The organism is Gracilibacillus sp. JCM 18966, assembly GCF_055392695.1.
Genome location: NZ_AP043883.1, coordinates 2,465,026 through 2,491,400 on the forward strand (window position 1 = coordinate 2,465,026; position 26,375 = coordinate 2,491,400).

The 26,375-nt window shown below is 36.2% G+C and carries 23 protein-coding genes and 1 pseudogene; 16 read left to right on the forward strand and 8 right to left on the reverse strand.

Features of this window, described 5'->3' with window-relative positions:
• Positions 1 to 23 precede the first annotated feature (23 nt).
• Positions 24 to 2,225 (reverse strand): MMPL family transporter, encoded by a 2,202-nt coding sequence (locus ACZ5N5_RS11775; RefSeq protein WP_464372535.1) that lies wholly within the window; start codon positions 2,223 to 2,225, stop codon positions 24 to 26.
• A gap of 146 nt (positions 2,226 to 2,371) precedes the next feature.
• Between ACZ5N5_RS11775 and ACZ5N5_RS11780 the strand changes: the two genes are divergently transcribed.
• From ACZ5N5_RS11780 to pepF, 8 genes are all read left to right on the forward strand, one after another.
• Positions 2,372 to 2,995 (forward strand): TetR/AcrR family transcriptional regulator, encoded by a 624-nt coding sequence (locus ACZ5N5_RS11780; RefSeq protein ID WP_464372536.1) that lies wholly within the window; start codon positions 2,372 to 2,374, stop codon positions 2,993 to 2,995.
• Positions 2,996 to 3,111: 116 nt separating this feature from the next.
• Entirely contained in the window at positions 3,112 to 4,335 is a 1,224-nt protein-coding gene (locus ACZ5N5_RS11785; protein WP_277679632.1) for a putative glycoside hydrolase, read from the forward strand.
• A gap of 124 nt (positions 4,336 to 4,459) precedes the next feature.
• Positions 4,460 to 5,062 carry a GNAT family N-acetyltransferase gene (locus ACZ5N5_RS11790; RefSeq protein ID WP_054788982.1) on the forward strand — a complete coding sequence of 201 codons (603 nt, stop codon included), beginning with the start codon at positions 4,460 to 4,462 and terminating at the stop codon, positions 5,060 to 5,062.
• A 213-nt stretch (positions 5,063 to 5,275) separates the two neighbouring features.
• Positions 5,276 to 5,671, forward strand: coding sequence for a transcriptional regulator SpxA (gene spxA / locus ACZ5N5_RS11795; RefSeq protein WP_054788981.1), 396 nt, complete (start codon positions 5,276 to 5,278; stop codon positions 5,669 to 5,671).
• A 348-nt stretch (positions 5,672 to 6,019) separates the two neighbouring features.
• Complete coding sequence (gene mecA / locus ACZ5N5_RS11800) at positions 6,020 to 6,700, forward strand: adaptor protein MecA (RefSeq protein WP_054788980.1); 681 nt, start codon at positions 6,020 to 6,022, stop codon at positions 6,698 to 6,700.
• Positions 6,701 to 6,898: 198 nt separating this feature from the next.
• Positions 6,899 to 8,296: an MDR family MFS transporter gene (locus tag ACZ5N5_RS11805; protein WP_464372537.1), complete on the forward strand. Its 1,398-nt coding sequence runs from the start codon at positions 6,899 to 6,901 to the stop codon at positions 8,294 to 8,296.
• A gap of 54 nt (positions 8,297 to 8,350) precedes the next feature.
• Positions 8,351 to 9,445, forward strand: a complete 1,095-nt coding sequence (locus ACZ5N5_RS11810; protein ID WP_464372538.1) for a competence protein CoiA — start codon at positions 8,351 to 8,353, stop codon at positions 9,443 to 9,445.
• A 75-nt stretch (positions 9,446 to 9,520) separates the two neighbouring features.
• Positions 9,521 to 11,341, forward strand: coding sequence for an oligoendopeptidase F (pepF, locus tag ACZ5N5_RS11815; protein WP_464372539.1), 1,821 nt, complete (start codon positions 9,521 to 9,523; stop codon positions 11,339 to 11,341).
• A gap of 139 nt (positions 11,342 to 11,480) precedes the next feature.
• On the opposite strand, the gene ACZ5N5_RS11820 is transcribed toward pepF, so the two are convergent.
• Positions 11,481 to 13,163 carry an IS1182 family transposase gene (locus tag ACZ5N5_RS11820; RefSeq protein WP_464372540.1) on the reverse strand — a complete coding sequence of 561 codons (1,683 nt, stop codon included), beginning with the start codon at positions 13,161 to 13,163 and terminating at the stop codon, positions 11,481 to 11,483.
• A 291-nt stretch (positions 13,164 to 13,454) separates the two neighbouring features.
• On the opposite strand from ACZ5N5_RS11820, the pseudogene ACZ5N5_RS11825 reads away from it, so the two are divergent.
• Positions 13,455 to 13,986, forward strand: a pseudogene (locus ACZ5N5_RS11825) (sugar phosphate nucleotidyltransferase); the annotation flags it as partial.
• A gap of 208 nt (positions 13,987 to 14,194) precedes the next feature.
• Here the strand turns inward: ACZ5N5_RS11825 and ACZ5N5_RS11830 are convergent.
• The 4 genes from ACZ5N5_RS11830 to ACZ5N5_RS11845 all read right to left on the reverse strand — a co-directional run bounded on the left by ACZ5N5_RS11830 (position 14,195) and on the right by ACZ5N5_RS11845 (position 16,736).
• Positions 14,195 to 14,368: a hypothetical protein gene (locus tag ACZ5N5_RS11830; RefSeq protein ID WP_181397599.1), complete on the reverse strand. Its 174-nt coding sequence runs from the start codon at positions 14,366 to 14,368 to the stop codon at positions 14,195 to 14,197.
• A 309-nt stretch (positions 14,369 to 14,677) separates the two neighbouring features.
• A complete protein-coding gene (locus ACZ5N5_RS11835) occupies positions 14,678 to 15,571 on the reverse strand; it encodes a ClpXP adapter SpxH family protein (protein WP_109985038.1) in 894 nt (297 codons plus the stop codon).
• Positions 15,568 to 15,975, reverse strand: coding sequence for a globin domain-containing protein (locus ACZ5N5_RS11840; RefSeq protein ID WP_054788643.1), 408 nt, complete (start codon positions 15,973 to 15,975; stop codon positions 15,568 to 15,570). The genes ACZ5N5_RS11835 and ACZ5N5_RS11840 overlap by 4 nt, the downstream gene beginning before the upstream one ends.
• A 188-nt stretch (positions 15,976 to 16,163) precedes the next feature.
• Complete coding sequence (locus tag ACZ5N5_RS11845) at positions 16,164 to 16,736, reverse strand: CYTH domain-containing protein (protein WP_277678590.1); 573 nt, start codon at positions 16,734 to 16,736, stop codon at positions 16,164 to 16,166.
• A gap of 150 nt (positions 16,737 to 16,886) precedes the next feature.
• Here ACZ5N5_RS11845 and yjbM point away from each other — a divergent pair, with 150 nt between their 5' ends.
• Genes yjbM through ACZ5N5_RS11860 form a run of 3 tightly spaced genes read left to right on the forward strand, consistent with a single transcriptional unit; the run spans position 16,887 to position 19,250 of the window.
• Entirely contained in the window at positions 16,887 to 17,510 is a 624-nt protein-coding gene (yjbM, locus tag ACZ5N5_RS11850) for a GTP diphosphokinase (protein WP_277678589.1), read from the forward strand.
• A 15-nt stretch (positions 17,511 to 17,525) separates the two neighbouring features.
• Positions 17,526 to 18,329 (forward strand): NAD kinase, encoded by an 804-nt coding sequence (locus ACZ5N5_RS11855; RefSeq protein ID WP_109985036.1) that lies wholly within the window; start codon positions 17,526 to 17,528, stop codon positions 18,327 to 18,329.
• A gap of 45 nt (positions 18,330 to 18,374) precedes the next feature.
• Entirely contained in the window at positions 18,375 to 19,250 is an 876-nt protein-coding gene (locus ACZ5N5_RS11860) for an RluA family pseudouridine synthase (protein ID WP_109985035.1), read from the forward strand.
• A 252-nt stretch (positions 19,251 to 19,502) separates the two neighbouring features.
• Here the strand turns inward: ACZ5N5_RS11860 and prpE are convergent, their stop codons facing one another.
• Together prpE and ACZ5N5_RS11870 are read right to left on the reverse strand one after the other, a co-directional pair.
• Positions 19,503 to 20,243, reverse strand: a complete 741-nt coding sequence (gene prpE, locus ACZ5N5_RS11865) for a bis(5'-nucleosyl)-tetraphosphatase PrpE (protein WP_464372541.1) — start codon at positions 20,241 to 20,243, stop codon at positions 19,503 to 19,505.
• A 33-nt stretch (positions 20,244 to 20,276) separates the two neighbouring features.
• Positions 20,277 to 21,452, reverse strand: a complete 1,176-nt coding sequence (locus ACZ5N5_RS11870) for an FtsW/RodA/SpoVE family cell cycle protein (RefSeq protein ID WP_109985033.1) — start codon at positions 21,450 to 21,452, stop codon at positions 20,277 to 20,279.
• A 314-nt stretch (positions 21,453 to 21,766) separates the two neighbouring features.
• On the opposite strand from ACZ5N5_RS11870, the gene mgtE reads away from it, so the two are divergent.
• The 4 genes from mgtE (at position 21,767) to ACZ5N5_RS11890 (ending at position 26,349) form a co-directional block, all read left to right on the forward strand.
• Positions 21,767 to 23,137: a magnesium transporter gene (mgtE, locus tag ACZ5N5_RS11875; RefSeq protein ID WP_464372542.1), complete on the forward strand. Its 1,371-nt coding sequence runs from the start codon at positions 21,767 to 21,769 to the stop codon at positions 23,135 to 23,137.
• Positions 23,138 to 23,141: 4 nt separating this feature from the next.
• Positions 23,142 to 24,989: a monovalent cation:proton antiporter family protein gene (locus ACZ5N5_RS11880; RefSeq protein ID WP_109985031.1), complete on the forward strand. Its 1,848-nt coding sequence runs from the start codon at positions 23,142 to 23,144 to the stop codon at positions 24,987 to 24,989.
• A gap of 95 nt (positions 24,990 to 25,084) precedes the next feature.
• Entirely contained in the window at positions 25,085 to 25,864 is a 780-nt protein-coding gene (gene fabI, locus ACZ5N5_RS11885) for an enoyl-ACP reductase FabI (RefSeq protein ID WP_109985030.1), read from the forward strand.
• A 92-nt stretch (positions 25,865 to 25,956) separates the two neighbouring features.
• Positions 25,957 to 26,349, forward strand: a complete 393-nt coding sequence (locus ACZ5N5_RS11890) for a thiol-disulfide oxidoreductase DCC family protein (protein WP_054860575.1) — start codon at positions 25,957 to 25,959, stop codon at positions 26,347 to 26,349.
• Positions 26,350 to 26,375: the final 26 nt, after the last annotated feature.

A 26,375-nucleotide genomic window follows, 5' to 3' on the forward strand; every position in this document is an offset into this window, starting at 1 on the left:
AAACCGGGTTCACACCCGGTTTTTTACTTTTTCTTCCATAGTTTGTTTGGCCAGAAGGAAAATCTCCCGAGAACGGTAGTAATGGCAGGAACGAGCAATGGTCGAACAATAAAGGTATCTAATAATACGCCAATTGCTGTAACAATTCCAAATTGAACAAGCACTTGCATTGGTAGTACTGCTAACACAGCAAATGTACCTGCTAAAATTAGCCCAGCTGAGCTAATGACACTACTTGTTTCACTGACACCTTTTGCAATAGCTTGTTTCAATGGCATCTTCTTTCTATTTTTCCATATACTTGATACCATGAAAATATTATAATCTTCCCCTAAAGCAACAAGAAACACAAATGCATAAAGCGGGATTAATCCTTGCATGGCAGGTGCATCCAGAAGATAATGAATGACTAGCCATCCTAAACCTAGTGCAGATAAATAAGACAGTACGACGGTTAGTAACAGGTAAATTGTTGCGACAATAGAGCGCAAATACGCAAGTAAAAGGACAGCGATAATTAATAGTACAACTGGGATAATAAGATTTTGGTCATCTGTCGTGATCTCTTCTGTATCATATAAGGTTGCTGTTTCTCCACCAATCCAGACATGGTCACTAGCATTATTCATTTCGGCAGCACGTAGCTTCTTTTCTACAACTGATTTGATCACAGGAATTTCATTCACTGCTTGATCGGAATAAGGATCAATAGCTAAGGTGACTTCATAGGAATGATAGTTAGGATCCTTTTCGCCAGTTGCTATATCAGATACACTCTCTACGATTTCCAAATTGGAAAGCTCATCTTTTACATCGATATCCTTACCATTTGTCTGCATTATTACTTGAACAGGTGCAATATTTCCTGGTGGATAGTGCTCCTCAATTAGGGTATAGCCTTCTCTTGAAGGCATATCCTCTGGAAAGGAATCAAGTACTCCAAATGTATAGGAAATTTTAGGGACGATCAGGGCTAAACCAATAAGAAAGACACTACATATGACAATGATGCGCCAAGGTTTTTCCGTTACTAATTTCCCAATACCTTTACGAAGCTTACTTCGTTCTTTTGGGAGACGAACCGCTTTTCCTTTCTTTTTAGCAAGATCTTCTACCATACTTTCGGTTCTTGGAATAAAAGGAAAAAAAGCGACACGTCCTAACATAGATAAAATCGATGGTAGGAAGGTCAGAACAGCAAAGCCCATAATAAATATTGCTAAACTAAATGGAACAGCGAATCGGTCATAGGAAGCATAATTAGCTAACCCAAGTGATAATAGCCCTATACAGGTAGTAAGGCAGCTCATGGCTATTGCTCCACCAGAACCTTTAATAGCTTGTTGCAATGCAGTGAACTTGTTATGAATGTGCTGAAGTTCATCACGATACCTTGATATAAGGAACAAACAATAATCCGTTCCAGCACCAAATAATAGTACAGTCATAATGGAAATGGCTTGTGCATCGACTTCAATCCAACCCTTGTTAGCCATAAAACCAAGTAGGGGACTAATCAAACCATATGCTATTCCGACACCTATTAGAGGAACGATTGCCAGAATAGGTGATCGATATAAAATAATGAGTAATACTAAAACTAAAATAACCGTTGCAATTAATAAGGTTATATCGGCTTCACTAAACAATTCAACTGCATCTGTAGAAATAGCTACTGGCCCTGTTAGACGAATATGAAGATTGTCACTAGATAATTTCTCATCAAATGGATTATAGTCCAATTGCTCCGTTATTTTATCTCTTAAAGTAGTAAGTGATTCCGCTAATGCTTCTGTTTCTGTATTTTTTTCAAAGAAAATTGGAGTGATAAGGGCTGATCCATCGCCTGATGCACTTTGCTTTAAGGCCTGTAGTGGCATTTCCGCAAATGGAGGAACCATGGATTGATGTGCAAGCGGGTTCTCTTTTAATTCTTGGTATATGCGCTGGACTAATTGATAATCCTCATCTGTTAACTGATTATCATGGTGCCATACAAGTAATAACGGAATTCCATTTTCATTTGGAAATTGTTCCTCCATTATTTGGTCTGCTTGTACTGACATGGCATTTTCCGGTAATAAATGGTTAGATCCTGTTTTTTCTTCATTGACTTGTGGCCATATAGATGAAAGTAAAGCTATAATGACTAGCCAAATAATGAATGTAACAAACCGGCTTTTTTTGTTAGCGACTAAATTACCCCAATTTTCTAGTAACTTCATCTAATAATCTCTCCCTCGTTGTATGTATTTAATTAGTCTGCTTTATAGAATTAATTATATATACTGGTCGGTTAATTATCAAACATTACTTATGAAAATTATGTTATAATTGTAGAACACAAAAGTTTTATAAGGAGAGAAAATCTTTGAAAGAGAAGGGATTTAGACGCTTGGGTAGGCCAAAGGATAGTGACATAAAACAACCTACCAATGAATTAATATTACAAGAGGCATTAAGGCTCTTTCTTGAAAATGGTTATCTTAATGTATCGATTGCAAGTGTTGCAAATAAATGTGATGTAACGAAAGCTTCGGTATATTATTATTATGCTAGTAAGGCAGAATTATTTACGGAAGCCATGATTATGTTAATGATCCGTATTCGAGATCAGATACAAATTTTTTTAGAAGAGGAATTACCATTAAAGACTCGGCTAGTTAAAATAACTAAGATTCACTTAGAGAAAACAATTGATATCGATGTAGAGAACTATTTAAAGGGAGCTAGAAAGGAATTATCCGAAAGTCAGCTTGAAAAAATAAAGCAGTCAGAGGAAGAAATGTATCAAGTGTTAGAGAGCGCATTTCGACAAGCGATAGATAGTGAAGAGATTCGTCCATTTCATCCTGCCTTTTTGACTCATTCCTATGTTTCCTTGTTAAAGGTCGGCTATATGAATAAGCAGCACCCTACCTTAACTTATTCTGTGGAAGAGACGGCTGAACAACTAATTGAGTTACTTTGGCACGGTATAAACGTTACTAATTAAGTCTAATGACTCAATTTTGATAAATTTCAAGGAAATTACCGATATTTTAACAAAAAACTCTATTTTTTCTATATAATGAGAGTATAAAAGTAAAAACAGGTAGGAGATTGATAAAAATGAAGAAAAGCAAGAGCATCATGGAAAAACTACTTCTTCTCATTATTATTGGCTTTATTGTTCTTCCATCATATCAAGAGACGAAAGCGGCATCGTCAGATCCATTACTTGCATACCCCCATACAAGTAAAAAACTATTTAGTGCTTTATATAACATTCCAGAAACTTTTCCTTTATTCACCTATCAATCCGGATTGGAGTTTAAGTATCCTGATGCGGTAAGAGGGATTTATGTGACAGGACCGTCTGCAGGTGGAAGTCGATTTAGCCAGTTAGTGGATCTAGTAGATTCAACAGATTTAAACTCTATGGTAATTGATGTGAAGGAGGATCATGGCAATTTAACCTTTACACCAGAGAACGACTCTCCTTATAAGGATATTTCCTTGAATTACATAAGTGATATGAAGAAGCTATTAAAAACATTAGAGCAAAAACAAATTTATCCAATTGCAAGAATCGTGGTTTTTAAAGATTCCGTTTTAGCTGAAAAACGACCGGAACTTTCCTTCACGCAAAACGGTAAAGTGTGGAAAAATAGTAAAGGTGAAGCATTTGTTAGTCCTTTCCAGAAGGAAGTCTGGGAATACAATCTAGAAATTGCCAAGATGGCTGCGAAAATGGGGTTTCAAGAAATTCAATTTGATTATGTGCGATTCCCTGAAGGTTTTGAGACGAGAGATAAAGAACTCGAATATAATCAAGGTGATTATAAGGATATGGAATTAAATGAGGTAAAAAAACGTGTTGAGGCGGTAACTGATTTTGTTGCATATGCTAAGAAGGAATTGTCGAATTATGATGTGGATGTGTCTGTGGACATATTTGGTTATGCAGCGACGATTGAGGAAGCCCCTGGAATTGGGCAAAATTTTTCTAGAATATCTAGTAATGTTGATGTTATTTCATCCATGATATATCCTAGCCATTGGACTCCTTATTTCGGAATTGATTTTCCGGATAAAGAACCTTATAAACTCGTTAATGAATATGCCAAATTAGAAAATAAAGTGCTTGGAGCATTGGAGTCGCCTCCTGTTTCTAGACCTTGGATTCAAGATTTTGAAGCTCCTTGGCTTTACAGTGGACCTACCTTCCAATATGGTAAAGAAGAAGTAGAAGCACAAATAAAGGCATTAAATGAGAATGGTATCGAGGAATTTCTTATTTGGAATGCAGGAAATAGCTACACAGAAAATGTTGATTATACGCCATTAGATTAACCTCACAATTTTGTGGGGTTTTTCCACTAATGTTTTTTCTTAGCTTTTTAGGATTAATGCAATAAAATTAAGGGTATAGTAAATATAGTGAAAACAGATTGTCAAAAAGGGGATTCAAGATTTAATGAATTGGTATGATAAATTGAAGCAATATTTTCCGATAGAAGAAATGAAGTCAAAGGAACATATGGAAATTCTTTTAAAAGAAAAAGGGGACGTCTATTATAAGGATGAAGGTCCACATCACGTGCTAATGTATGCGGAGTTTCCAACCTTTCTGTTTATAGATTATGTCTATGTATCTAAAGAGTCGAGAGGACAAGGGATTGGACATCAGCTTATGCAAAAGCTTAAGCAGAAGAATAAGCCAATTATTTTAGAGGTCGAACCTTTTGATTATAAGGACACAGATTCGACAAAGAGATTACGTTTTTATCGTCGTGAAGGGTTTAAGCATGCACAATCGATTGGTTATACACGCAAATCCTTGGCAACAGATGAAAGCAATACATTAGAAATTTTGTATTGGTCACCTAGTGGTGAAAATGAGGAACAAATCTATAACCAAATGAGAAAAATGTATGAGGATATACATACATATAAAGATGAAGAAATCTATGGGAAGTCCTATCAGCCTGTTGACGAGGTGCTCACCTATGAACAAGATATTGATGGGGATGACATATTCCATTCATTGGAGCAAAACAAAGAAAATGAAAAGAAATAGTCGACTAGGATGTTTAGTCTGTCCTTAATAGGGTATAATCTACTGAAGATAGAAATATGTAAAAAGTGAAGAAAAACACATAATACTCTATCTTTCAAACACAATATGTAGTATAATGAAAACATATCCAAGTTAATTAGATTGATTTTAATGTAATAAATGATGTAAGAGGCATCAATATTATAAATTTATCCATTTGAGGAGTGAAGTTACATGGTAACACTTTATACCTCGCCAAGTTGTACATCATGTCGGAAAGCGAAAGCATGGTTAGAGGAGCACGATATCGCATTTCATGAACGAAATATTTTCTCTGAACCATTGACGCTTGATGAAATTAAAGAGATTCTACGAATGACAGAGGATGGAACTGATGAGATTATCTCTACACGTTCCAAAGTTTTTCAGAAATTGAATGTGAATCTTGACCAATTACCTTTAAAAGATTTATTTCAATTGATTCAGGATAATCCTGGCTTACTTAGAAGACCGATTATCTTGGATGAAAAAAGATTACAAGTTGGATATAATGAAGATGAAATAAGACGTTTCTTACCACGTACTGTAAGAACATTTCAGTTACGTGAAGCCCAACGAATGGTTAATTAAAGGAAAAGCAGATCTTACATGAGATCTGCTTTTTTTCACAAAGAAGGATATCTCGTTACAGTAAATTCGTTATTACAGAAAAATAGACGAAAAATGATGTATATATCTAATGACAAATGACAAAGAATAAGCTACAATCTAAAATAATACCTTATACTTATAAAGGGTAAAAATGAAAAAAATAAGTTGTTATGTTTCCAAATAAGTGTTTATTGTCATACAATAGTAATAGCATCTTTTCCATCAGGTATGGCTTATAACAATAGGGTATAAGAAAGAAGAGGGTTTAGAAAGAAAAGGTGATTCCCTTCCAACCCAACCATTTATTCATGAAGGGAGAGTTAATGTATGGAGATCGAGAGAATTAATGAGAATACCATTAAATTTTATATCTCATATATGGATATAGAAGATCGTGGTTTTGATCGCGAAGATATTTGGTATAATCGTGAGAAAAGTGAACAGCTTTTCTGGCAAGTGATGGACGAAGTCAATTATAATGAAGAAGATTTTCAAATAGATGGACCATTATGGATACAAGTGCAAGCATTAGAGAAAGGTTTAGAAATTGTTGTAACAAAAGCACAGATATCAAAGGATGGTCAAAATCTACAATTACCAACAGAGTCTGGCAAAACGATTGATATGCCAGTTGATGACAAAATAGAATCTTTGCTGGAGGAAAAGTTTGGTCCAATGAATAAGGCGGACGAGATTGAGCAGCAGTATGGTCAGGATTTTGTAGTTGTAGTAAGCTTTAAGGATTTAGAAGATATTATTCAATTAAGTCATGTCTTTGAACCTGTAGAGGGAATGGGAGAAGAGCTATATTATTATGATGACAAATATATGCTGATCACCCGTTTTGATGAGGATTATTTGTCTGATGATGAACAAGAGGACTTAATTAGTCAAATTCTTGAATTTGGCCAAGAATCGCCTCTAACTATGTTTGTTGTTCAGGAGTATGGTAAGGAAATTTTTGAAGAAGATGCGTTAGCTCAAGTAAAAGAGCACTTTAGTTTATAGGCTAGGTATTTCAGTTATGGAATACCTAGCTTTCTTTTTTTTTACCGTCTGTATAGTATTCCTTCATTGGTTATGTTTACTAGAAAGGTAATTGGGTAAACTACAATCATCAGAATAGGCTAAGTGCATATATTTCGATTTTCGAAATATATTATGTTAAGATGAAGGATATTGCAAAAAAGAGAGGAATACAATTTTATGAGTGACACTTCAACAATCAACCGTACTCCACTGATGATTGTGCTCATTTCGGGTGCTTTTGTAGCTATTTTAAATCAAACATTGTTAGGTACTGCTCTACCGCATATCATGGATGATTTAAATATTGAGACTGCTACCGCCCAATGGTTACAATCTATTTTTATGCTTGTAAATGGTATTATGATCCCAATTACGGCATTCTTAATTGAACGATTTACAACACGAGCACTATTTTTAACAGCGATGGGTAGCTTTGCATTAGGTACTGCTGTTTGTGCCATTTCGCCAGACTTCACGGTCTTATTAATAGGTAGAATTCTGCAAGCGGCTGGAGCAGGAATTATGATGCCATTAATGCAAACGATTATGTTTCTTGTTTTTCCGATTGAGAAAAGAGGCTCTGCAATGGGGTTATTTGGTCTCGTCATCGCGTTTGCGCCGGCGATTGGTCCCACATTATCAGGATGGTTAGTAGAGCATTTCCCTTGGAGAAGTTTATTTTATATTGTACTACCGATTGCGATTTTGGATATTATCGTAGCGTACAAAATACTCGTTAATGTTACAAAACAAACCTTTCCGAAAGTTGATCCAATTTCTATTTCCCTTTCTACTGTTGGATTCGGTGGATTATTGTTCGGATTTAGCTATGCAGGGGATGAGCATCATGGATGGGGAAGTCCATTTGTGTATATACCATTAATTATTGGAGCGATTACGTTATTTTTCTTCATCATGAGACAATTAAGAATTGAGAAGCCAATTCTTGAATTTCGAATATTTAAATATAAAATGTTTACATTAACTACTGCTATTGGAATGATTTCCTTCTTTGCTATGATTGGTGGAGCGATCATCCTACCAATTATGATGCAGCAATATCTTGGGTTTACAGCCTTTGAATCAGGACTAGCTTTATTGCCAGGAGCAGTACTTATGGGGTTAATGAATCCTGTTACCGGACGACTATTTGATAAGTTCGGTGGCAAATGGCTTGCCATTACTGGTCTAGGACTTATTGTGATTACAACCTTCATGTTTGCCGTTTTAACAACTGAAACAACGTTTTTCTATTTAACGGTTGTGAATGCAATAAGGATGTTTGGAATTGCTATGGTCATGATGCCAGTTACAACTGCAGGCTTAAATCAGCTTCCAGCTGAACTAATGCCTCATGGGACAGCCATGAACAATACAATGCGTCAAATGTCTGGAGCAATAGGTACGGCATTACTTGTATCCGTGATGATGAATCAAGCCAATCCAGATCGAGGATTACAAGGAATGGTTCATGGAGTAAATGTCTCGTTCATTGTTGCTGGTGTATTCGCACTTGTAGGTTTCGTTTTAGCCTTTTTTATTAAAAATTCTATTCCAGGAAAATTATCTAATTAAGCAGGGTAAAGACACCACTACGTCGAACTATGTAGACTGGAGGTGTTTTTTTGTATGTTACAAGCCCAAAATGAAAAAGGAGAGCATATCTCCCTTTATACGTGTACAACAGAAGAAATTAATCAGTATAAAGAAGCCACTACTTTTATCTGCCCAGAATGTGAGGAGAAATTAATCATTAAAGCAGGAGAAAAGGTGATCCCTCATTTTGCACATCGGTCGAATACGACATGCTCCCAAGGCGGAGAAGGCGCTTATCATGAAAAAGGTAAAATAGATTTATATCAAAGGTTTAGGAACCAAGGGATTGAGGTAAGTTTGGAACAATACTTGCCAGAAATAAAACAAAGACCAGATTTGTTAGTCCAGATTGAGAATAGGCAAATACCGATTGAATATCAATGTGCGAAAATCTCAACGAACGAAATGATGAAACGTACAAATGCTTATCGGAAAAATGGTTATCATCCAATATGGATCCTCGGTGCGAATCGCTTCCATCGCCTTTCCTCCCAAACTATCAAACTAACATCAAACGACCAATCCTACATCCATCAATTTCATTCCAAATTTCCTTTGACGATATATTTTTACTGTAGTACGGAAAGACAATTCATTCTTTTTCAAGATTTTTATTTTTTGACGAGAACAAAAGCAATCGGTAAATTAAAAACAATTCCATTAGAAGAGCTTGGTTTTCGGCTACTATTTCAACAAATGCAGTTGGATATGTCGATTCTTAAGTCTCACTGGCTAAATCAAAGAAAGAAGTGGAGGATTAGACCAGTACCGATATATCAGTCTAAAGAAACGGCTTGGCGACAGTGGCTTTACTTACATCAGTTTACAGTACAAGACCTTCCATCCTTTATTTATCTCCCTGTTCGTTCGCAATTTTTAATGAACTCTGCTCCATGGATTTGGCAAACACGAATATTTATTGATTTAATGAAGAAAAGATCATGCTTTTCCCTTCAAGAAGCAATCTACCTCCTTCAAAGTCATCAAATAAATCCTTCTCAATTTCCGTTGATTTCTTCACCAAACAATCCTATCGCCGAATATTTACAGTTGTTGGAGCGTATAGGTATTTTAAAGGCTAAAACAGAAGATAACTATACTGTAACAATTCCTAGTAAGCATATGTAAAAACATCATACTGTATGAATAATGGTATTATAAGTTATAATAAAAGAAACAGATAGAAATAAAGGAGGAAGCAAAATGGCAAAAGCACAAAAATCTTTACCAACTCGTGAAGAAATTCCTGTAGAATTAACTTGGAAATTAGAAGATATTTATGCCTCAGACGAGGAATGGGAAAAAGAGTGGAAGGATGTAAAGGAGCTACTACCAAAGTTTGAAACCTTTCAGGGTAAGCTACATGAGTCCCCAGAGAAGTTATATCAATTATTTCAGTTGCAAGATGAGGTTTCTGATCGTCTAAGCACATTGTATACATATGCTCATATGCGCTATGATCAAGATACAGCCAATTCTTTCTACCAAGCGATGAACGGAAAAGCAGAAAATCTTATCACACAAGCATCTAGTGTCATGAGCTTTATCACCCCAGAAATATTAAAGCTAGAAGAATCAACATTAAAAGAATATTTAGCACAATATGAACCGCTTCAATTATATCAGCACACACTAGATGAGATTAATCGTCAGAGACCACATGTTTTGTCTGAGAAAGAAGAAGCACTGCTAGCGGAAGCATCAGAAGTTACAGATAGTGCTTCTCAAACCTTTGGTATGTTGAACAATGCTGACATGACATTTCCAGAAGTCAAGGACGAAAATGGCAATGAAGTGGATTTGACACATGGTCGTTATATTAACTTCCTCGAATCCAAGGATCAACGTGTACGTCATGATGCTTTTAAAGCGATGTACGATACATTCGGTAGCTTCCGCAACACCTTTGCCTCTACTCTGCAAGGTGTGGTGAAAAAGGATAATTTTTATGCAAAGGTTAGAAATTACCAATCTGCTCGTGAAGCTGCACTAAATCGTAATAACATTCCAGAATCTGTTTATGATAACCTTATTGCAGCAATTCATGAAGGTTTGCCATTACTACAGCGCTATGTGGCACTTCGTAAAAAAGTCCTCGGACTAGATGAACTCCATATGTATGATTTATACACCCCGCTTGTTAAGGATGTTGATATGACCTTTACTTATGATAAGGCACAGGAAACGGTATTAAAGGCATTATCGCCATTAGGTAAAGACTATTTAAATGTAATGAAAAGAGCCTTTGAGGAAAGGTGGATTGATGTAGAGGAGAACAAGGGGAAAAGAAGTGGTGCTTATTCTTCTGGATCCTATAGTACGAACCCGTACATCTTAATGAATTGGCAGGACAATTTAAACAACTTATTTACTCTTGCTCATGAATTAGGACACTCCATGCATAGCTATTACACACATGAAAGTCAACCATACCGTTATGGAAACTATTCTATTTTCGTTGCAGAGGTTGCTTCAACGTGTAATGAGGCATTGTTAAACGATTATTTAGTGGAAAATACCTCTGATCCTAAGGAAAAGTTATACTTATTAAATCATTTCTTAGAGGGATTTAGAGGAACAGTATTCCGACAAACAATGTTTGCAGAGTTTGAACACGAGATACATGTTCTTTCCCAAAATGGTGAAGCATTAACCGCAGATAAACTGACGGAGCTTTACTATAATCTAAATAAAAAATACTTTGGCGATGATTTGATAGTGGATGAAGAAATTGGACTGGAATGGGCAAGAATCCCTCATTTCTATTACAATTATTATGTCTATCAATATGCAACAGGCTATGCAGCAGCACAGTCATTAGCAAATCAAATCTTAGAGGAAAAAGAGCCTGCGGTTGAGCGATATTTAGATTATTTAAAAGCTGGAAGTAGTGATTATCCAATTGAAGTCCTCAAACGAGCAGGTGTGGACATGACAGAAAAAACACCCGTAACAAATGCCTTAAAAGTTTTTGAAGAGAAATTAACAGAGATGGAAAATCTGTTAGAGGAAATCGATAAGTAAAGGAAAAACGGCTGGGACAAAACCCATTAGATTAAAATCAAAGAAACCACACAATAACCTTCGGCGGTGTGTCCCTATGAACCATTACAGGAGAAAGTAAAATACACATAGAACCAGTTTTTTTGATTTCTTACTCCTACTAAAATGGGGCTGGGACATAACTAGCCAAAAAAGTATAAAAAGTGTCTCTGAACAATTTATTTTGTTCAGAGACACTTTTTGTTTGTTTATTTTCTATTTTCAACAAAAGTTTTCCATCCTTGGCGGTATACTTTCTCAAGTTTACCGCCATAAACGCAAATCCTAATTCATTTTTAACTTTGTCTTTGCCTCTTAAAGACATTCGAGTGAAACCCAAATTAGCCTTCAAGAATCCAAAAACTGGTTCCACATCGATTTTACGTTTACCGTATATTTCACCAGTTTTCTCATCTGAAAGCTTCGCTCTCACATATTCTTTTTGAGTTTCCCACTTTTCATTGTAATGAACTTTCCGATTATTTCCTTCTTTTGCTTTCGTACAAAGTGAACGTAAAGGACAATCAGTACAATCTTCACACTCATACACTTTGTACTGTCGGGAATAACCATATTTATCTGTTCGATTAGACACATAGCTAAACGACACTCTTTTGCCATTTGGACATGTATATGTATCGTCTTCCTTGTTGTACGCCCAATTATCTACATGAAAAGCGTTATTTTTATGCTTCTTTTTTTTCTCCTTTCGGTATTGATTATATGTAATGAGAGGTATTCTTTTTCTTTGTTCGAGGACATCTTCATAATTTTGCTCGCTACCATATCCGGCGTCGGCCACAATGTATTTAGGTAATTCAAAGAAATTGTTTTCTATATGATTGAGAAATGGAATGAAGGTTCGCGTATCCGTAGGATTCGCAAAAACATCATAGGCTAAAGTATACTGACCTTCGGTCGCGATCTGTATATTATAGCCTGCTTTTAATTGACCGTTCTTCATATAATCATCTTTCATTCTCATAAACGTGGCATCTGGGTCTGTTTTGGAATAACTGTTGCGATCTCCAAAGATTTTCATAGCTTTTTGATATTTATGTTTACGCTGTATAAAATCCATAAAGTGCTTGCGAGATTGCTTTGGTAGCTTCCGTTCACTACGTAATTGTTTTCGTTCACTTACAATTTTATTCTCTTCAATTCTTGTATCATATTCTTTTATCTTTTCATCAAGTTTTTCCACTACTTCTTCCATTTCTTCTGTCGATAATTCCTCAAGATTTTCTCGTTTTATTTCTGGGATGATTTGCTTCTCTAGTAGTTCATCATACATTTGATTCGACTTTTTAATCAGGCTAGAACTGTATTTCTCCACAGACTTCCGCCACACAAACGTAAACTTATTTGCATTCGCTTCAATCTTTGTGCCATCAATAAAAATAGCTTCTTCCTCAATTAAATCTTCTTTCACTAAATGAGAACGAAATTGAACAAAGCATTCCCTTAGTAATTCTTCAACCAAAGGATTGGAACGGAATCGATTAATGGTACGATAACTTGGTTCATGACCTTGAGCTAACCACATCATTCGAACACTATCTACTAACATCGCTTCAATCTTTCTTCCTGAGAAAGCTGACTGCGTATAGCCGCATAAGATAATCTTCAGCATCATGCGAGGATGGTAAGCAGGACAACCAGTTTTTCGTAGAAAACTCTTGAACGCTTCCTCCGGAATGCTTTCCACTAATTCATTAATGGCAAAAGCAATATCATTTTTTCGTAGTTTAACTTCTAAATCTAAAGGCAAAACAACTTGGTTCATGGTATAATGTTTAAACATAAGGACACCCTTTCTGAATTATGGTTTGGTCACTTTAATTCTATCAAAAGGTGTCCTTTTTGTTTACATAAATTTCGAAGAAATATAAAAACGTGATACCATCACTACGCTGAGTGACGGCATCACGTTTATTTTTTATCTACTGGGGTTTTGTCCCAGCCTCATTTTTCTGTTCTTATGTAACGAATTTTTCTCGATCTGTTTCGGAGACACTCTTATCTTTTATGTAAGGTTACAGTTATTAATGAGATTATTGAAGTGGTTATTAGGCAAAAAGGAGGATAGATATTTGTGAAAGTTGTTATTCTAGCGGGAGGTTACGGTACTCGTCTTAGCGAAGAAACTCACTTAAAACCAAAGCCTATGGTCGAAATAGGAGGAAAACCTGTTTTATGGCATATTATAAAAATTTATTCCTCATATGGATTTAACGTTTATTATTTGTCTTGGATACAAGGGACATGTGATAAAAGAGTATTTTAATGTACAAAACTCCAATTTAATATTTGATTTTACTAAACAATCCCACAAGTTTTACCTTCAATCGATGGCTGAACAATGGAAAGTTACTTTAGTTGATACTGGTGATAATGTAATGACTGGAGGAAGGTTGAAGAGGATACAACCTTATATTGGAAATGGACCGTTTATGCTAACTTACGGTGATGGCTTGGCAGATATTGACTTGTTAAAGCTTCGCGATTTTCATAACACTCATAAAAAATTAGCTACAGTCACTTCGATTCAGCCGGCAGGAAGATTTGGAGTCCTTGAATTGGGAAGTGATTCACAGGTCAACGGCTTCCAAGAAAAACCTAAAGGTGGCATGTTCACTCACATTCCGTCCAAGGAAGGATGGAAGCAGAAAATGCCCTCTTCATTTAATAGACTAAACGATTCTTTCTATCAAAAATAAGCACCGATTATCTAAATAAGGATAATCGGTGCTTATTATTGTGTGTTACTTTTTTTCAGTCATGTCACAGCCACTATATAGTGAGATAATCGTTATTTTAAATTGTAGTCGTTAATTAGGAGTGAAACCCTTTAAATTGCTTTCGATCATGGTAAAAGTATACAGCCAGGTAAATGGATACAAATAGTATAGGGATGGTTATGTACATTGGAATAAATCGCAGTAACCCTAAAAGGTTAAGTAAGGCAGCAAATACGGCAAGTAGAATAAATATTAACCTCATTAGCATTGTCAAGCCTCCTCTATAAATAATTCTACCCAAAAATAATGTATGAAGAATAGGACCATTTTAGAAGTGTGACACTTTTGTGAAATGTTGCACATAACTATTGCCATTTGTACTTGTCCTTGATATATTCTATATGAGACGTTTTACAAACAAAACCCCTTTGTTTGACTTGAAACTTTCTCCCATCCCTTATCTTTATATAGAAAACTAGAACCTGAAGAAAGAGGACTAAAACTAGTCCTCTTTCTTCATTACCATCCGATTAAAAAACTAACACAATAGTAGAACAACCATTGTGTTAGTTAGACATTATTTATTATATTTCCAAAAGGATCCGAATTTTACAGGAACCTTTTCTACATCTTGTCGAAGCTGGAGCTTTTTCATTTCTTTTTCGGCTTTATCCATTGTCCAGTCATAGACAACAGCTACTTCCTTTGTACCAACAAATTCATAATGGGATAAGAAATCTAATAATTTCGGTTTTTTTGCTGGTAAAGGTTCTTTTTGTAGCATTTGTTTTAAGACTTTTACATAGATATCATATGGATAAATACCAGAGATCTTCAAGCCTTCTTCATTTTCTGATTCATTGAAGAAAACCATCGTTGGAATATATTCTACTTCCATTTCTTTCGTGATTTTCAGATCACACTGTAATGCTTTTTTGGCAGATTTGGAATAAAGATCATTTCGGAACTCTTCGATGTCAAGATGAACAGCTTCCGCGCAATGGAGTAAGACAGTTTCGCTTGAAATATCCTGTTTATCTAGGAAAGCCAATTCCTGAATCTTTCTAAGAAATTTCTTTCCCGCCTTTTTACCTTGAAGCTCTGCTGCCTTAATCGCAATAGAGGTTAGCCATGGATAATAAATCGGGTTCTCTATCCATAGGTCACCATCGCAGCTCATTCCCGTTCGCTTTGCCGTCTTTTCCCAAATATCCTTTAGTTTTTTGGGGCGTTCAAATTTATCCCTATGCAAATCGGTTAGTTGCCCGCTTAATACAGGTCTAATGGTGAAAAACCTTCCATACTCAACGGTCAACTTTTTTAAATAAGGTTCTAATGACCAGCATTCAGGACATAGAGGATCAACAAATACATAAATCTCAACCGGTTTTTTTAACACATCAATAAAGTGATATTGTGCTATTTGGTTACGATCTTGTGGTTGCCATGAACCGGCAGAATTCCAATTCACAATGATTCTCCTTTCTCTTTTTCAGGTTCAGGTGTGTTCATCATGTGATTGGCTGTTAAGATAAGCCGATCAAACATCGCACTTCGAAACGGTTCTTCTATTTGCGCCTCTTCCAATGCACCCTCCATGCATGTTAGCCAGGCATCTCTTCTTGTAGGTGTAATGGGAAAAGGAGCGTGTCGTCTTTTCATCATCGGATGCCCATGTTCTTGTATATATAACGGTGGTCCACCAAAGAATTGAGTTAGAAATTGTTTTTGCTTTCGAGCTATCTCTGTAAAATTATTGGGAAAAATCGGAATTAAATCAGGATGCTTTTGAACTCGAGCATAAAACGCATCTACCAATTCATTAATTTTTGCTTGACCACCAATTGCTTCAAAAATGGAGCTTGCCTCTTTCATGCTATTCCATACCTTTCATGATCATTTAAAGAAATTCTTTCACTATATTGTAACAGTGAACAGTAAGAACAAGCAAATAAAGTGATTTGGTAATCTAAACCTTTAAAGGTAAGCATTTATCTGTTATTGAACAGTTTTAACCTATAGAAACTGTTGTCCTATCCTTATGTGTATGTCTTGTACATTGTTTATTCTAGTGTATGATAAAATCGCTCAATTTTGCTAGGAGTTTCTCTTTTTTCGATCTGAAATGCATCGAGCAGCTCTGTAAAGACTTGATTGCCGTATTGCTCATCCGTTGCTTCTAACTCCAATTCAAAATCCTCTTTTCCATTATATACACTGTGATCTAGAACAAGGATTGTTTCTTGATAGTTTGTTTCTTTTCGCGTTGTTTGTAGCTTGCCACCATATCGTAGCTCTTTCCAATGAACAGATAGTTTTTCTAACAATGGAGTTATTTCATTTACATGTGTCATTTTACCGGATAGCCATAAGCCTGCTTCCTTTTCAGACAACCATTGATGGGTCTCCAATAAACCAGAACCAGATGGATTGGGCTGCTTTAAGGTTAGTTGATATTGATTTTGTTTTACACGAATTCTAAGGGCTGCACCATGTCTTTTAAGCGCGAAATCAGGTGTTTCAAAATAGTGGTTGATTTGAACAATAGGTGTAACGGAATGAAAAAGTGGATCAAGCTTTCGATACTCCTGGCTAGTAAGTAAATTTTTAAATTCAATCTCGATTTCTTGTGACATAAGAAGCCCCCTATATGGTCTATAATACTTTCCCTTAAATATTTTCGCTGTTATAGCGTAAAATTGCAAAAAATTAATCTATTATCAAATTGAAAGGAAGATGTGGTAAAATATACTTATAAGAGAAAGTAGACTAAGGTGGTGCAGGGCATGGACTGGAGAACATTTTTGGCACCTTATGCACAGGTGGTCGATGAATTAAAGGTTAAACTTCGCGGAATGCGTGCACAATTTGAATATGAGTCTCATCACTCACCAATCGAATTTGTAACAGGTAGAGTTAAGCCGATTTCCAGTATCAAGGAGAAAATGAAAAGAAAACATATACCTTTTGAAAAGATAGAAACAGACCTACAGGATATTGCTGGGCTACGAATTGTCTGCCAATTTGTTGATGATATTCATGACATCGTCAACCGACTTCGATCAAGGGAAGATTTTGAAATTATAGAAGAAAGAGATTATATTAATCATAAAAAAGAGAGTGGATACAGATCCTATCATCTAATCATCCAATATCCAGTTGAGACGATTCATGGTTTGCGTCAAATTATTGCAGAAATTCAGATTCGAACCTTAGCCATGAATTTTTGGGCAACCAATGAGCATTCTTTAAATTATAAATATGAGGGGCAAATCCCTGAGAAGATACAAACACGATTAAAGCGAGCGGCAGAAGCGGCATTCAGGTTAGATGAGGAAATGGCCAAGATAAAAGACGAAATCCAAGAAGCGCAAAGAATATATCATACGAAAAAACATAATCATACATGATGGAGGGTATCAGTCATGCGGTTTTACATCCTTTCAAAAGGTGACCATAAATCGGATATAATAAAAGGAAGAATGAAGCAGTATTTAGAAGGATTTTCCCTTGAGTATGATGAGAAGGAGCCAGAGCTAGTTATTTCTGTTGGGGGTGATGGTACTTTTTTAGAGGCTTTTCATACCTATCAGGATCGTTTAGAGCATACTGCTTTTATTGGTATACATACAGGACATTTAGGATTCTACGCAGACTGGTTACCTGATGAGGTGGAGAAATTAATTATTGAGATTGCGAAGAAGCCTTATGAAATCGTCGAATATCCTTTATTAGATATAGTTATTTATCCAGCTGGTGAAAAGAAGGCAAAGCAGTTTTTAGCGTTAAATGAAGCGTCCGTTAAGTCAGCAGATGGCACAGTGGTTCTTGATGTATTTATTAAAGGAGCTCACTTTGAACGATTTAGAGGGGACGGTTTGTGTATATCTACACCTTCGGGTAGCACAGCCTATAACAAAGCACTTGGAGGGGCAATTATTCATCCATCATTAAAGGCACTTCAAATCACGGAGATGGCTTCCATTAATAATCGTGTGTTTCGGACCGTTGGATCACCATTAATACTGCCAAAGCATCATGTGTGTGAATTAAAACCATTACATCATGAAAAAAACTTTCTCATTACGATTGATCATTATACCGATACGTATTCTAATATAGATACAATAGAGTGCAAAGTTTCGGAGAAAAACATCCGCTTTGCTCGATTCCGTGCATTACCATTCTGGAAAAGGGTGCATGATTCCTTTATTTCAGATGAAAGATGAAAGAAAACTTCTCAGGCGAGATGACAGAAAGGAAACGAAATTAAGTTGAAATGGATCATTAACAAGAAAGAGGAGCAAATATTGCTTAGGGAATATTTGTATAGTGTAAGGGGATTTTCAAGAAGGACGCTTGCAGCAGTGAAGCATAAGGGTGGAAAGTTGTTAATCAATGGTAAGGAAGTAACCGTCCGTTACATGCTTCAGAGAAATGATGTAGTGGAGGTTATTTTCCCCCCTGAAACTCGCAGTGAATTCATGAAGCCCCAACCAATCTCCTTTCCAATTATTTTTGAGGATGACGATGTACTAGTGGTAAATAAACCTCCCTTTATGGCAACAATCCCATCAAGGCATCACCCGGATCAAACGCTTGCTAATGCTATATTATATCATTATGATGAACAAAAATTGCCTTATACAGTACATGTCGTTACAAGACTAGATCGAGATACGTCTGGATTAATATTAATTGCCAAACATCGTTATAGCCATGCTACCCTTTTTCAGGACCAGTTAACAGGAAGAGTGAATCGTAGGTATGTTGCGATAGTAGCAGGGCATCTGAAGGAGAAGGAAGGTACGATCAACGCAGCCATTACAAGAGATCCAAGCTCTATTTTAAAAAGAATGGTGAGTGAACAAGGACAAGAGGCTATAACTCATTACAAGGTGGTAAAGGAATGCCATGGCTATTCCTTCGTACAGGTTCAACTCGAAACAGGCAGAACACATCAAATAAGAGTACATTTTACTTCCATTGGGCACCCATTAATAGGGGATTCCTTATATGGTGGAGCTATGGATAAAATGGCTCGTCAAGCATTACACTGCAATAAATTGACGTTCCACCATCCTATGACAAAGGAGATAATGAACTTTACATTAGATCTACCTAAGGATATGGCGCCATTACTAACATAGTAAGAAAGAGGCTAGGAGTCGAGATCCTAACCTCTTTTTTTTATTACCTAGTAAATACTAAAATAAAAACGAACAAAGTCAAAATAGTACTTACGAGAGGATTAAATGCCAAAAAAAGAAAGATTGCTGCCAATTTGGTATTTAAAATAGGTATAAGTACCAAAATGAATTCTCATGATCATAGAATTGGAGCTAAGAATAAGTAGTAGAAAAACAAATTCGTTGCTAAACAAGAGAATAAAAAGCAACCGACTAGTATGAATGAAATTTTTCTTCAACGAAGGGTTGCTTTGATGGCACAGAAATAATTTTTTCCTCTGGTAAGCGAAAGGCGGTTAATTTATTTCCAAACACACAGCCTGTATCAATATTGACGGTCTTATTAACAAATCGCGCTTCTAGGACGGGGGTATGTCCATAAACAATCCATTTATCCCCATGATAATGCTGAGCCCAATCTCGTCTGACAGGTCTTCCATCAGGTAAAGTCTCACCCGTAATATCACCATAAAGCACAAAGGTCCTGACCTTTTTATCTTTTCTGCCAATTAAATCTTCTCGAATTCCTGCATGTGCGACGATTGCATCGATCTCAGGGAGATCTAAATAAAGTGGAGCATTTTCATATAATTCGATCATTTTTTTTTGGATTTCTTTTTGCTCCTGCTTCGATAATTGCTGTAATTCAGCAACCGTTGTTTCTAAACCATGCTGTTGTTTCACATTATTGCCAAGGAAATATCGATACAATTTATTACAATGATTTCCTGGTACATAATAGCTTACCTTCTGGTTCCTCACGATTTCATAAACAAAACGAATAACATGAATAGAATCAGGTCCTCTATCGGTTAAATCACCGACAAAGGCTACTCTCCGATTCTCGGGGTGAGATAAGTTTTGATGTTCATCAATATGGTAACCTAAACGGTTTAATAAAGACAAAAGCTCTTGATAGCAACCATGAATATCTCCTATAATATCTACCTTCATGAAATCATTCCCTTTCACTTGTTATAAGTATTGTTAGGATTCATCAAACATGTAGGTTTTTATACGGTAATAAATGTTCAAAACAATTCCAATTGCTATCATATAGGTTAATGTAGAGCTCCCACCGTAGCTAATAAAAGGTAGTGGCAATCCAGTGATTGGAAGTAGTTTTACGGACATCCCGATATTTTGAAAAATCTGAAAGGCAAACATTCCAATAATTCCTGTGATCATATAGCTTCCAAAGGGATCCTTAGATTTAATTGCAATATGAATAAGACGATAAATCAATAAGAAATAAATGGTAATAACAATACTAGAACCAAAAAATCCAAATTGCTCAGCGATGGAAGTGAAAATCATATCTGTATGAAATTCTGGAATATCTTGAGATACTTCAAAGCCGCCAATTCCTTTCCCTGTCAACTGACCAGAACCAATTGCTAGCATGGCACGAATAAGCTGATAAGCATCCCCTTGAGTATTTTCATCAGTGTTGAGCCATGCATTAAACCGTCCTTCGACGTGATCTAGTCCAGTACTTTCCAAAAATGTTTCAGTCTGTTCGGGAAAACTAATATATAAAATAACCACTATACAGCCTGCAATGATAATACCTCCAAGGATGGATAGAATGATTCTCCATTTGATACCTGAAACGAGAATCATACATGCAGTAATGGCGATTAGGACGAGTACACCACCTAAGTCAGGCTGTTTTACTAAGAAAAAAATAGGGATAACTGCTGCAATGCCTATTTTAACTAGTAACCACAAATCCATTTTCACGGTATGCTCTGGATATTTTTCATTATGTGTCACCATGATATGGGCAAGAAAAATAATTAAGAACACCTTCATAAATTCGGCTGGTTGGAGTGAACCAAAGCCAGGAATTTGAAACCAACCCCATGCTCCATTTACGGATTTCGCAATACCTGGTGGGAAATGAAAAAATAACATTAATAAGGCGATGACACCTAATCCATATAGAATCCATGATATTTGTCTGAAACGGTCATAATCGAATATCATAATTACGGCAATTGCCATAGAACCAGCAATATACCAAACAATTTGTTGAATATAATACGACTGATCAAGGAAGGGATTTAATGTATATAACGTGAAAATGCTAATGATCGCTAATAATATAATAATGAAGATAAGTGTATAATCAATTTTTGAATTATAATTTTGTTGATCCATAAACCAGAACCATACCTCTTTCGTAAATTATTGTCTCTTCCTAGTATAGTGGAAAATGTGTAATTTGAGAAACAAAAATGAAAAATATGCCCGATTTTTCTTTTATCATCGTGTTAGTTGTCCGCAATCCTCCTCTGATAGAGACTAGCAAACGTATAAGACAAATTTAGATAAGTTTTTGAAAAAATAGTGTAAAATTGGCGCAATTGGTTGAAGGATATGTTATTCTTTTAAAAACAGAAAATGATTATTTTTGCTTCAGGCAAAAGATCGAGACGTCATAGAGGATTTTTGCAGCGTTAGGAGGTAGTGTGATGGAGCATTTAGAACAACAAGAGAGACAGCGAGTTTGGGAGAAAATACAAAAGGCCCTACTAAATGAACAAATTGATCAATTTAGGGCTGAATTTTTAGAATTACATCCATATGATCAAGCGAGAATATTTGAGGAGCAAGAGGAAGATATTCGTTTTCTCATTTACACGTATCTATCTCCAAACGAAATGGCTGATGTTATCGAGCATGTGGATCGTGATTTAGTTAACGAGTTTATTATTGAGATGGTACCAGCGTTTGCTGCCAAGATATTAGAAGAAATGTCTACAGATGATGCCGTCGATATTCTAAATGAATTAGACAAAAATAAAGTGGCAAGCTTCCTTACTATTATGGATAAGGAAGAGTCAGAAGAAATAAAAGAATTGCTCCACTATGAAGAAAAAACGGCTGCTAGTATCATGACAACAGAATTTGTTGTTATTCACCACCAGATGACCGTAAAGGAAGCAATGAGACATCTGCGAAAGGAAGCACCAGATGCTGAGACGATTTATTACATCTATGTGGTAGATTCTGATAAAAAGCTAGTAGGTGTTATATCTTTAAGAGATTTAATTATTGCAGAAGGGGACTGGCTTATTCAAGAGGTAATGAGTGAGCGCGTAGTCTCTGTTCCTGTTGGAGAGGATCAAGAAGAAATCGCTCAAATGATGAGAGATTATGACTTTCTTGCCTTGCCAGTTGTCGACTTTCAAAATCATTTATTAGGGATCATTACAGTTGACGATATTATGGATGTCATGGAAGAAGAGGCTAGTGATGATTATTCCAAGCTAGCCGGTATCTCTGAGGTAGAACGTTTTGGAGATACAGCAATACAATCTGCTAAGAAAAGATTACCTTGGCTGATTGTATTACTTTTCCTCGGTATGTTTACTGCTAGTATTATTGGTCGTTTTGAAGAAGCACTAGATAAAGTAGCCTTATTAGCTGTGTTTATTCCTGTTATTGCTGGTATGGCCGGTAACACTGGGACACAAGCACTAGCGGTAGCAGTACGCAGCATTTCAACAGGTGATATGAATAAAATTGGGAAAGCAACTGTCATTTGGCAAGAGGCAAAAACAGGGATTATAACAGGAACAGTCTGTGGTATCCTAATCACTGGTATTGTCGGCTTCTGGTATGGAGATCTTTATTTAGGTATCCTTGTCGGGATTTCGATTATGGCTACCCTCTTTGTTGCAACCATTGCAGGTGCCTTCGTTCCAATCGTGATGGACCGTTTTAATATAGACCCTGCAGTTGCATCAGGTCCTTTTATTACGACATTAAACGACATTATATCGATGTTGATTTACTTTGGTTTGGCAACAGTATTTATGGATTTATTGATAGGGGGATGAATGAATGGAGCATGGAGGATCAATCACTTCTCTTTTGATTGTGATCATTGCAGCTTTTTTAACACCAATCCTATTACATCGATTTCGACTAAAGATGATACCTGTCGTCGTTGCAGAGATCATCGTTGGGATTATTATTGGTAACACCGGATTGGACTTAGTTGCAGAAAGTAGTTGGCTAGAGACATTGTCCACATTAGGATTTATCTTCCTGATGTTCTTAAGTGGATTAGAAATAGATTTTACCCTTTTCTCGAGTAAAAATAGAAAGAAAACAGAGAACACCATCCCGAACCCTGTTTTAATTGCTAGTTTAATTTTTGTAGGGATATTAGTACTGTCATTTGGTTTGTCCTATTTGTTTGTATTGTTTGGTTTTATCGACAATATTTATTTAATGACATTGATCATTTCCACAATCTCATTAGGTGTAGTTGTACCAACATTAAAAGAAACACAAGCAATGCAAACAACTGTTGGACAAACTATCCTGCTGATAGCAGTGATTGCCGATTTAGCAACAATGATTTTACTGGCAGTGTTTGTTTCCTTCTTTGGAGAAGAAGCAGGAAATATGTGGTTGTTATTAATCTTGTTTGGTGTCGGACTTGTGCTTTATTTTGTTGGTAAATATTTTAGAAACCAGTCATTCATTGAAGCCATGTCAAAAGGAACGATCCAAATAGGTACAAGGGCAGTCTTTACTTTAATTATATTTCTAGTTGCCTTGTCAGAGTCTGTAGGAGCAGAGAATATATTAGGTGCGTTTATTGCTGGAGCACTGGTTTCCTTATTAGCACCAAATCAAGATCTCGTTCAAAAGCTAGACAGCTTTGGGTACGGATTTCTTATTCCGATATTTTTTGTTATGGTAGGGGTCGACTTAGATTTACGAGCATTGTTTGATGAACCTAAGGTGTTGGCATTAATACCATTACTCTTTATTGCCTTGTTAATTTCAAAGGTATTGCCAATCGCCATATTGAAAAAGTGGTATGATACGAAAACGGTATTTGCAGCAAGTATGCTATTAACTTCTACGTTGTCATTAGTGATTGCTGCTGCAACTATTGGTGAAAGGCTAGAAGTTATTACTAGTGAGATGCATAGTGCCTTAATTATGGTTGCTGTCCTATCTTGTATCATTACCCCATCCTTCTTTAAGAAGTATTATGAAAATAAAGAAGAAGTAGAATATCAACAGACGGTTTCATTCGTTGGGGTTAACCAAGCTACGATTCCAGTCTTACGAGAATTAGAACCAAAAGATTTTGAAACATATCTTTACCATACGAAACAGGATAAACTTGAAGAAAATAATAACGGTACACGCTCTATCTTTGATATTCATCATGTAGATAATTATGAATTGAATACATTAGCCTCTGCCGGGGTGTTTGACCATGATATTGTGGTTGTTTCGACAGGAGAAGAAGAGAGAAATGAGCAAATTGCAAGATTTGCAAAAGAAGCTGGTGTGGAGCGAGTTATCGCTAGAATCGAAAGACCAGATGTGGAAAAACGTTTGAAGGAAATAGGTGTAGATGTCTTCTCCGTGTTAATGTCCACGAAAACATTGCTGAAAGCATTAATAGAATCACCAAGTGTAGTAGATATTTTGACAGGACAAGAGCATGCTTTATATGAAATTAATATGAATAATACCCAATATGAAGGTGTGTTCTTACGGGAATTTCCATTTACAGGTGATGCTATCATCGTACGTATTTTCCGCGGGAAGGATTCGATTGTCCCTCATGGAGATACCGAGCTTCTGTATGGAGACCGAATTATTGTTACAGGCTCGCAGGAATATGTGGAAGAATTACAAGACTTATTGGAATATGTATAGCTGGTAGTCTTCTTATATTTGAGTAATAGGTGCGATTCAGATAAAATATTAGTAGGTACTAATAATAAGTAATAAACGGATGAGGAGGCTTTATGATGAATTTTTCCTTAGAGGGGCGTACTTATGTTGTAATGGGTGTCGCAAACAAAAGAAGTATTGCATGGGGGATTGCGAAGTCCTTACATGCTGCTGGTGCTCGACTTATTTTCACTTATGCCAATGATCGCTTTGAACAGCCTGTGAAGGACCTTGTCTCTACATTAGAAGGTCAAGATGCACTGTTCTATGAATGTGATGTAACGGACGATCAGGCAGTGGCAAAAACTTTTCAAGAAATGAAACAAGATGTTGGCACGATTCATGGACTAGCTCATTGCATTGCTTTTGCAAATAAGGAGGATCTACAGGGAGATTTTATTGACACTAGTAGAGATGGATACTTACTCGCACACAATATTAGTGCTTATTCCTTGGTTGCAGTTGCACGAGAAGCTGCCCCATTAATGACTGATGGTGGAGGCATTGTAACAATGACTTATTTAGGTGGAGAAAGAGTGGTTAAAAATTACAATGTGATGGGTGTGGCTAAAGCAAGTCTTGATGCAAGTATGAAATATTTAGCAAACGACCTTGGTAAAAAAGGAATTCGCGTTAATGCCATATCTGCTGGACCAATCCGTACACTCTCGGCAAAAGGGATTGGAGATTTCAACAGTGTATTGAAAAAAATCGAAGAAGAAGCCCCATTACGACGTACGGTTACCCAAGAGGAAGTAGGGGATACTGCTTATTATTTGTTAAGTGATCTTTCACGTGGAGTAACAGGTGAAACGATTCATGTCGATTCTGGCTACAATACTTTAGGTTTATCCTAATATAAGTGGAAAATCCTCGAACATTTGGTTTGGGGATTTTTTCTTTAAGAAAGCTTCAGACTATGATAGGTTAAAGATAGGGAGGGGAAGCAGTGAAGAAAGTGATACTATTCGATGGTGTATGTAACTTTTGTAATCACAGTGTTCAATTTATTATTAAGCATGATCCAAAACAAAAGTTTCAGTTTGCCTCATTACAAAGTAAGATAGGTGAGCAGTTTAAAAAAGATTATCATATCCCACATCATATTGACAGTATCGTATTAATAGACGAGGAAAAAGCTTATACCAAATCAACCGCTGCTCTTCGGATTGCAAAAGAGTTAAAAGGATTGTACAAAGGACTCTATGTACTACTGATAATTCCAAAGCCCATTAGAGATAAAATTTATCAAATCGTGGCCAAAAACCGCTATAGATGGTTTGGGAAAAGGACCTCCTGTATGATACCAAACCCAGAAGATAAGCAACGATTTTTAGATTAAAACCCCCATTATTGCAATTCTTGCAG